Raw genomic sequence first — 9,500 nt, 5'->3', positions numbered from 1 at the left:
AACATCGTGATGCTGAAATGGATGCTCTCCGAAGGCTACGGCGATGTACGCACCATCACCCGTCGCATCAAGGGGATGGAAGAGTGGCTGGCCAACCCGACCCTGATGGAAGCGGACAAGGATGCCGAGTACGCCGAAATCATCGAGATCGATCTGGCCACCATCAAGGAGCCAATCCTCTGTGCGCCGAACGATCCGGACGATGCCCGTCTGCTGAGCGACGTGGCTGGTGACAAGATCGACGAGGTGTTCATCGGTTCCTGCATGACCAACATCGGTCACTTCCGCGCCGCCGGCAAACTGCTCGAGAAGTATCAGGGCGAGCTGCCGACCCGCATGTGGATCGCGCCGCCCACCAAGATGGACAAGGATCAGCTGACCGAAGAGGGCTACTACGGCATCTTTGGTCGCGTCGGTGCCCGCATCGAGATCCCGGGCTGTTCCCTCTGCATGGGCAACCAGGCGCGGGTCGCGGAAGGGGCCTCGGTGGTCTCTACCTCCACCCGTAACTTCCCGAACCGTCTGGGTAAAGGTGCCAACGTCTATCTGGCCTCTGCGGAGCTGGCTGCGGTTGCCGCCATTCTCGGCAAGATCCCGACCGTGGCGGAGTACCTGCAATACGCCAAGGCGCTCGATGCCACTGCGGCAGATACTTACCGCTACCTCAACTTCAACGAGATCGCCTCCTACACCAAGAAGGCAGATGCGGTGATCCTGCAGCAAGCCGTTTAACGGAGTTCTTGCGCGATTTGTGCGATAAGAAGTTAATAATGCCGCGTATTTACGCGGCATTATTTATTTGCGTGTTATTCACCGTCTTTTTTGAAGATTGTTTGCACGATCCTTGCTAGAGAGATCCAACCACCTGTTTGGTGGTTCGTTTTATAAACGCTTTGGGTTATGTTGTTCGGTTATGTGCGGTAATGATGAGGCATCGTTATCGAGGGAAAGTGGATATCTGTTCACTGGGTGCTTGCGTTGGCAGGCCTGACGAATTGCGGCGTGGTTCTTTATGTTTCTGTTCAGGATCGATCTTTCCCGAACCGGGTTACGTTTCGGCGGTGCCTTGCTGGTCTTTACCCTGCCGCTGCTGGTGGGAGGTTGGCTCATCCACAGCAATTATGTGCAGGAGCTGAAAGCGGAATCCAGCGCCTCGGCCCACAAGGCCAGAACCCTGATGGAGTCGATGCTGGATCATGCGGAGCAGGCCAATCGCTCGGTGCTGCCTCTGGTGAATGCTCCCTGTCGCGACAACCTGCTGGTGCTGCGCAAGAAGGTCGCCCTCGAGCCCTTCCTGCGTTCGGTCAATCTGGTGCGAAACGGCATCATCAATTGCACTTCGCTGTTTGGTGAGGCCAATGATGCCGATGATGGCTCCATCTACACCGGCCGCAAGCTGCTGCTGATGAGTGGCAACCGGGTGCGGCAGAATCACCCGCTGCTGGTGGTGCGCACCGAACAGGGCAAGGATGCCGCCTTGAGCGCCATCGACAGTACCCAGCTCAGCTTCATGCTCACCATGAGCGGAAAATCCAGTGCGCTCTATCTGCAGGTGGGGTCGGCCTGGCTTGATGAGGCAGGCCGCTATCTGAGCGAGGCACCCACCCTCCATCGCGGGATCAGCCAGGCCCTCACCTCGTCCCATTATCCTTTCACCATCCATGCCGGTTATGTCATGCCGGTCTACTGGAAGTCGCTGTGGGCCGCGCGGCATGTGGCTCTGTCGTGGCTGGCGGTTTCCTCTCTTTTGCTGGCCTGGCTGGTGTGGTGGGTGCTGGGGCGTCCTGGCTCGCCAACAGATGAATTGCGACGCGCCCTGCGGGCCAGGGAGTTTGTTCCCTATCTGCAGCCGCTGATTGCCAGCCACGACGGCAAGATGATGGGCGCCGAGGTGCTGATGCGCTGGGAGCATGTCAATGAAGGGGTGATCCGGCCCGATCTCTTTATCCCGCAAGCGGAGGAGTCGGGACTGATCGTCCCCATGACCACCCATATCATGAAGCAGGTGGCGACACGGTTGAACCGCTCTCAGGAGCAGTTGCCCGATGGGTTTCATATCAGCTTCAACATCAGCTCCGCTCATTGTCACGATTTTGCCCTGCTGGCCGAGTGCCGCGCTTTTCTCGGCCACTTCGTCCCCGGCAAGGTGGTACTGGTGTTGGAGCTGACCGAACGGGAGTTGCTGATGTCAGATCCCCAGACACTCTCCCTGTTCCGCCAGCTGGACGAGATGGGGGTCAAACTCGCCATCGACGATTTTGGCACCGGCCACTCCAGCCTGGCTTACCTGCAGCAGTTTCATGTGGATTACCTCAAGATCGACAAATCCTTTATCGCTCGTATCGGTACCGAGTCGCTCTCGGAACATATCGTGGACAACGTGATCGATCTGGCGACCCGGCTCGGTCTGGCGCTGGTGGCAGAAGGGGTGGAGAGCGAGCGTCAGGCTGACTACCTCAGGGCCAAGGGGGTCGACTATCTGCAGGGGTATCTGTTTGCCCGCCCCATGCCGCTGCGCCAGTTCTGCGAGGAGCTGCTGCCGGAAGAGGCACAGACCCGGCAGCCAGATGGGGTACGAGGCATCCCGAACGCCACCTGATCTATCGGTGACAGACGGGCGGACACGCTCCTGTCTGGCAGGGTAGGGAAGTGCTATCTCCCTATCCCCCCTCGAGTGCAGGGGCTTGTTTTCCATGCCTTGTGGCTCGCTTTTCGGTAGAATCGGCGCTCATTTTGACGTCAGTAAAAGATGAGGCGCGGTATGACGGTTCAGTTCCAGGCATTTCACAGCATCAAGGCGATCGGTAATCGGGAGGTGCTGTTCAACTGGTCGAGAACCAATCCCCTCGGGGCGCTGGATCAGGTGTGGCGCCCGAAAACCCGCGACGAGTTGCAAATGTTGCTGCGGGAACACCCCGAGCGCAAGCTGCGCCTTATCGGCTCCGGCCTCTCCTTCGAACCCATCCACAGCGTCTATGCCGAGGGCAGTCAGGCACTGCTGGTGGACTTGCACCACCTGCGCGGCCAGCTGGCGCAAACCGCCGACACCGTCACCTATCAGGCGGGGACGCCCCTCGATACCGTTTATGCCGAGTTGATCGCCATGGAGCGGATGCTGCCCGCATCCCCGGGCGTTATCGGCATCCAGACCCTGGGCGGCGCCCTCAGCACCGGCACCCACGGCCAGGGGCTGCACCAGTCCGCCCTGTGCGATGCGGTGGAGGCGATGACGGTGATGCTGGCCAATGGCGACATCATCCGGGTGGATCGCAGTGACCCGCGCTTCGGCGCCTTCGTGATGGGGATGGGGATGCTCGGCATCCTGCTCGACGTCACCCTGCGCACTGTGCCGAACCGCATTATGCGCTGCACCAAGTTCACCACCGATTACCCCTTCCTGCTGGAGCACAACGAACGGCTCAACCGCGAGCACGGCTTTGTGAAGAGCTGGTGGTTTGCCTGGACCGGCGAGAGCCACATCTGGCTGGTGGATCCCGCCTCTGATGAGGAGGTGGCCCGTTACCGCGCCGGCGGCAGCGAGCCGCTGCTGCTGGATGGTGATATCGACGTCCGCATGAATGCCACCATTGATGCCACTTTGCAGAAGATGGCGAAAGACACCAAGGATGAGGCGCTGGCTGGCGAGCACTTCGAGACGGTGCGCCGCTTCAAGGATGCCTCCGATCTGGTGGGCAACGTCTACCAGATCCTCTGCAAGGGGATCCCGGCTCCCCAGATCAACTGCGAGGTGGCGGTGCCGCTGCATCGGATGAACGAGGCGCTGGAGACCCTGCAGGCCTGGCAGCAGGCCAACCCAGGAGTGTTGCACTACCCCTTTATCCTGCGCTGTACCGGCCCTTCCGAGGCCTGGCTTAGCGCCGCTTATGGCCAGTCGGTCTGCTGGATCGGTTTTCTGGTCTATCTGGCGGCGGACGGCACCTTCGTCAACGGTTCCATGGAGCAGATGCGCGAGCTGCAGCAACTGCTGGTGCCGCTCGGCGGCATTCCCCATTTCGGCAAACATCTGGCGATGGATCTCTACGACTTCCCGGCCCTGTTGCCGCGCTGGAACGACTTCGTAGCGTTAAAAGCCGAGCTCGACCCCCACGGCCGCTTTGAAAACCGCTGGCTCAGCGACCTGTTTGCCAACCGGTAAGGATCTGACATGACCGATATGCAAGATACCCGTATCCCCGTGACCCTGCTGACCGGCTTTCTCGGTAGCGGCAAGACCACCTTGCTCAACCACTGGGTCAAGCAGCCGGAGCTCGGCGAGTGCGCGGTGCTGATCAACGAGTTCGGCTCGGTGGGGCTGGATCACCACCTGGTGCAGCAGGTGGACGAGCAGGTGATGTTGCTCGACTCCGGCTGTATCTGCTGCTCGGTGCAGGGCTCTCTGGTGGAGGCGTTGCAGGGGCTGTTTATGAAGGCCATCCAGCGCAAGATCAAACCGTTCAAGCGACTGATTATCGAGACCACTGGCCTCGCCGATCCGGCCCCCGTGCTGTTCACGTTAAGGGAAGAGGGCTTTATCGCCCAGCGCTACCGCTTCGATGGCACCGTCACCGTGGTGGATGCCGGTCATATCGAGCAGCAGTTGGCGGCCCAGTATGAGGCGGTGAAACAGGTGGCGCTGGCGGATCTGCTGGTGGTGAGCAAAGGCGATCTGGTGGATGGCGAGCAGCTGGCGCGGGTCGAAACCCAGCTGGCGGCCCTCAATCCGGCGGTGCCGCTCCAGCTGGTGACCAATGGCGAGCTTTCGCCCAAGGTGCTGGAGAAGCTGGGCGCCTACAACGAAGCGGCCGGGCGCGATGTGCGCCAGCTGCTGGCCTGGCTGCGCACCGAATCCCCCAGGCAGGGGCTGGCGTCACCGATGCAACCCAAGATACAGCCGTTCGCCGCCAAGGTTGGCACGGCGGCGCCCACCCACTTCGAGCACGGCAACATCGAGAGTTTCTCCCTGCGTATCGGTGAGCCGCTCAAGCCCTCTCGCCTGCTGGCTGCCATCGACGCGGTGCAGGCGCAGTACGGCGATGCCCTGCTGCGGCTCAAGGGGATCTTGCAGCTGGAAGGGGAGAGCCAGCCGGTGGTGATCCACGGCGTCCACGGCCAGCTCTATCCGCTGCAGGCGCTGGGCGACTGGCCGGAGGGCAAGGCCCAGTCCCGACTGGTGTTTATCGTGAAAAGTCAGGACAAGGCCGGTATCGAGCAGCTCTTTATGGCGACCTTAAAGGCCCCCGAGCCCACTCTGGAAGAGCGGCTCAAAGCCATGCTGGGTCAGCCCGACAACTGATCTTGCGCGTTGCAGCTCTCCTGTACCGGGTCAGGGCGGCGGCGGTTGAACAACACAAAGGCCACCGGCACAAAGTAGAACGAGAGCAGGGTCGTCAGCGCTGTGCCACCGGCGATGGCGATGGCAAAGGGGGGCCAGAAGCCGCCGCCCCCCAGCAATAGCGGGATGAAGCCGCCCACCGTGGTGATGGTGGTCGAGACGATGTGGCGGCTGCAACCGGCCACCAAATCGCGGATCTGCGGCAAATTGCCCTGCTGTGCCAGCGAGTCTGCCCTCAGCTCGGCCAGAATGACGATGGCGGCGTTGATGGCCAGCCCCATCAGCCCCAGCAGGGCGATGATCACCGTAAACCCGAAGGGGTACCCTAGCAGCCAGACCCACAGCAGCCCGAGCCCCGCCGACTGGATCGCCACCAAGGTGACGATGCCTGCCAGCCGGAACGAGTTGAAGCTGAGCACCAGCACGGCCACCAGCAGCACGGCGACCAGGCTGACATGGGCCATCAGATTACCCACCGATTCATCCCGCTTGGCGGCTTCCCCGCCAAACTCCAGTCGATAGCCCGGCGGCAACGCCAGCGCCTTGGCGGCCAGCCTCTCTTTGACCTGCTCCAGCACGGTTTGCGGCAGTACGCCGACCGCCAGATAGGCCTCCAGCACATTGACCCGCTCACCATCCCGGCGGCTGATCTCCCCCCAGCTTGGCAGCAGCTCGGGAGTGGCCAGTGCCCGCAAGGTGAGATTGGCAGCCCCTTGCTGGCCGGTGCCGGTGAGCGACAGCGGCACATTGAGCAGCGCATCCGGATCCTGACGCAAGGGCTCGGCCAGTCGCACCCGAACCGGGATTGACTCGGTGCCTTCCAGCACAGTGCCGCCCAACCTGCCATCCAGTGCGCCCGCCAGCCGGGAGGCAACATCGGTCAGGCTCATGCCTGCCAGCCGGGCGGCCTCCTCATCGACCTGCAACCAGAGTTTGGGGGCCCCGGCCTGCAAGGTGGCGCGGGTCTGCACCACGGCCGGGGTATTGGCGAGCAGAGTGCGCAGCTCCTCTCCCAGACGGCGCAGCTGTTCGAGGTCGGGGCCAAACAGCCGCAGCTCGACCGGGGCATTGAAAGGCGGCCCCTGTTCCAGCTTGCGCACCAGGATCTGCGCTTCGGGAAATGTTGCATCGAGCCGCTGCTGCAGTTGTGGAATGAGCCGTTCGGCGGCATCGGCATCCTGCAGGGTGATCATCCCTTGGGCGTAATCGGCCCGCCCCTGTTTTCTGGGCACCAGGTTGTAGTAGAAGCTGGGTGCGTTGTCGCCCACCACCCAATCCTGACGAACCAGCTCGGGGAGACTGGCCAGCTCGGCGGAGATCCCCAGTGCCAGCTCGCGGGTGCGCGCCAGGCTCGCCTGTGGAGAGAGGCTGGCCTCGATGTGGATCATGTCCCGGTCGGCAGGGGGAAAGAACTGTTCGGTGAGGCGGCCCGCTACCCAGAAACCGAGCAGGGGCAGCAGACTGACCAGCAGCAGGGTACGCCAGGGGTGAGCCAGCGCCATGGCGATGCTCTGTTGGAAACGGGCGCTCACCCGGGGCAGGTGCAAGCCATCCTGATACCAGCGTCCCCCCTGATCACTGCCAATCCAGCGGGCTGCGAGGCCAGCCACCAGGGTGTGGGCGATGAGGTAGGATCCCAGCAGCGAACAGATCACCGCCCAGGCGATGCCGCCGACAAACTCGCCCGCCGGGCCCGGCATCAGAATGATCGGCATAAAGGCGAGCATGGTGGTGAGGGTGGAGCCCAGCAGTGGCAGCCAGAGGTGGCCGATGGCTTCCAGTGCGGCGGCACTCATGGCCATGCCGTGGCGGCGCTGATACTGCACCCGATCCGCCATGACGATGGCGTTGTCCACCATGATCCCGAGCGCCACCACCAGCCCAGTGACCGACATCTGGTGAATGGGCAGATTGATCAGGTTCATGCAGGCGAATGAGAACGCCACGGTAAGCGGCAGCGACAGGGCCACGATAATGGCGGCCTTGACCCCCAAGGTCACCAGCAGCACGGCCACTATGATGAGGAAGCCCTGCACAATGTTGATGAGCAGGGTGTCGAGCCGCTGATCGGTATAACGCTGCTGATCGAAGCTGGTGACGAGGCCGATATTATCCGGCAAGTCCTGTTGCAGTTGGGTCAGCATGGTATCGACCCGTGCCGACCAGAGGTCGATGCGGTGATCCTGTGCCATGCGCAGACCGACCACCATGGCCCGCTCACCATTGGCAAAGGCCAGCTGGCTCTCCGGCTGGTGCAGGGTACGTCTTACCTCGGCCAGATCGCCAAGGCGCAAGGTCTGGCCCTGCTCGCCGGTGCGCAGCGGGATCTGGCGGATCCGCTCCAGGGTATCGAGGGCGCCGCGGATCTCCACCTGAAAGCGATTGTGGCTGCCCTGCAACTCCCCGGCGGCTACTTTGGCATCGGCACCACTCAGCGCCTGGGCAAGCTGTTCGCCACTCATGCCGCTGGCACTGAGGGCAAGGGGATCGAACCGCACCTCGATCTCCTCCTGCGGTGCCCCGACCCGCTCGACGTATTCGGTGCCCGGCAGCTGGCGAGCCCGGCGTTCCAGCTCGGCGCTGTAGCGGGCGAGGCGATCCAGCTGTGGCTGGCCCGGCCCGCGCCAGACCACATTGACCAGCCGGGTGAAGGGGTAGCCCTTCTCGTCATCCAGCTTGGGGGCACTGGCGCCGGCTGGCAGTCCGGCGGCAAGATCTGCCAGCCGATCACGGACTCTGGACCAGACAGGTTCCACATCGCTGACCTCATCCTTGAGCTCCAGATTGATGATGGAGAGACCGGGGCGAGAGCTCGACTCGATCAGCTTGATCTCGCTCTGGGCCCGCAGCCGGTTCTCGATGGGCTCGCTCACCAGCGCTTCCACCCGTTCGGCGCTGGCCCCGGGAAAGTGGGTAACCACGCTGGCAAAGCGGCTGGTGAGCTGGGGATCTTCGGTTCTGGGCAGGGTCTGCAATGCCGCAAGGGCGGCCGTCAGCAGCAGTGCGACCGTCAACAGCAGCAGTCGGCCATTCTCGATAAACGGGCGGATCATGACTGTGGCTCCGGATGGCCTGCCTGATGATCCACGCTGGTTGTCAGGGTGACCTGCTGGCCCGGCACCAGTTTATGCAGGCCATCGGTCACCAGCTGTTCCTGTCCGTTCAGGGCACCACTGATCCAGGCCCGCTCGCCATCTTGTTGCAGCAGAGTGACGTCCCGACTGACCACCCGGGGTGGCGTTTCGTCGTTGAGCAGATAGAGGGTCCAGCTGCCGCGCAATCCCTGGGTCAGTGCGGTGAGCGGCACCTCGTAGGCGCGGGTGGGCTCGCGGGTCTGATGCAGCAGGGTGATCAGTTGCCCCTCTGCCAGCTGTTCGCCGCCCCGGGTCAGCTGGAAGCGGGCGGTGCGGGTGTGGGTCTGCCCGTCCACTTGTACCCCCAGATTAAGCAGGCGCCCCTCCAGTGATTGCGCCCCGCTTTGCAGGGGATAGCGTTGGCCGACGATCAGGGACTCGGCCTGTTTCACCGGCACGCCGATATCGGCCTCCCACTGGCCGCTGCGGGTCAGGGAGAAGAGAGGCTGACCTGCGGCCACCACGGCCCCCAATGCCTGCTCGCGGCTGACCACAATTCCGTTGAAGGGGGCGCGCAGCTGTGATTTCTCCTGTTTGACCCGGTTGGCTTCGAGGGCGGCGGCCAGCTGGTTGGCGCTTGCCTCCAGCATGCGGACTTTGCCTTGCTGTTCATCCAGCGCCTGACGGGAGCTGAACTGCTGCTGGCGCAGGGCGGTGAGTCGTTCGAGCGTCTGTCGGGCAAGGGTCAGCTCGGCCTCGTTCTGGGCTGCTCGGGCGGCCAGCTCTTTGGCTTCCACTGCCAGCATCCGGGTATCCAGTGTGGCGAGCAGTTCGCCAGCCGTGACCGGCTCTCCGCGTCCCTTGTGCAGGGTAGCGATCCGCCCTGCCAGCTCGAAGCCTATCTGGCTGTGCTCGGGGGCGATCACCCGGCCATTGAAGCGGTGCAGCACCGGGTAGTGATCGCTGGCTTGCAGCGGCTGGGCGATCACCCGGGTCAGGGCGGGTGTTTCTTCTGACTCTGTGACCGGGCTGCAGCCACTCAGTAACAGCGCCAGCAGGATTAAGCAAAGTGTCATGACATCATCCTCTGGTTG

Annotated in this window: 6 protein-coding genes; 4 read left to right on the top strand and 2 right to left on the bottom strand. The window is 62.9% G+C overall.

What is annotated here, in order from left to right; all coding sequences use genetic code 11:
- The 4 genes from DBR30_RS05125 to DBR30_RS05110 form a co-directional block, all read left to right on the top strand.
- The coding region (locus DBR30_RS05125) for an aconitase family protein (protein WP_258224287.1) at positions 1–732 on the top strand (732 nt) is incomplete at its 5' end.
- A gap of 280 nt (positions 733–1,012) precedes the next feature.
- On the top strand, positions 1,013–2,599 hold the full coding sequence (locus DBR30_RS05120) for an EAL domain-containing protein (RefSeq protein WP_108541647.1): 1,587 nt from the start codon (positions 1,013–1,015) through the stop codon (positions 2,597–2,599).
- Between the two features lie 162 nt (positions 2,600–2,761).
- A complete protein-coding gene (locus tag DBR30_RS05115) occupies positions 2,762–4,156 on the top strand; it encodes a D-arabinono-1,4-lactone oxidase (RefSeq protein ID WP_108541648.1) in 1,395 nt (464 codons plus the stop codon).
- A gap of 9 nt (positions 4,157–4,165) precedes the next feature.
- The gene (locus DBR30_RS05110; protein ID WP_181363490.1) at positions 4,166–5,293 is read left to right on the top strand and encodes a CobW family GTP-binding protein; all 1,128 of its coding nucleotides are present in this window, start codon (positions 4,166–4,168) and stop codon (positions 5,291–5,293) included.
- Here the strand turns inward: DBR30_RS05110 and DBR30_RS05105 are convergent.
- Both DBR30_RS05105 and DBR30_RS05100 read right to left on the bottom strand, forming a co-directional pair.
- Positions 5,278–8,385: an efflux RND transporter permease subunit gene (locus tag DBR30_RS05105; protein WP_108541649.1), complete on the bottom strand. Its 3,108-nt coding sequence runs from the start codon at positions 8,383–8,385 to the stop codon at positions 5,278–5,280. The genes DBR30_RS05110 and DBR30_RS05105 overlap by 16 nt on opposite strands.
- A complete protein-coding gene (locus DBR30_RS05100; RefSeq protein WP_108541650.1) occupies positions 8,382–9,482 on the bottom strand; it encodes an efflux RND transporter periplasmic adaptor subunit in 1,101 nt (366 codons plus the stop codon). The genes DBR30_RS05105 and DBR30_RS05100 overlap by 4 nt, the downstream gene beginning before the upstream one ends.
- Between the last annotated feature and the right edge of the window lie 18 nt (positions 9,483–9,500).

This window comes from Aeromonas sp. HMWF017, from assembly GCF_003061465.1.
Lineage (GTDB): Bacteria > Pseudomonadota > Gammaproteobacteria > Enterobacterales > Aeromonadaceae > Aeromonas > Aeromonas veronii.
The sequence above is the reverse complement of the archived record's forward strand: the minus strand, read 5'-3'. Positions and strand labels throughout refer to the sequence as shown.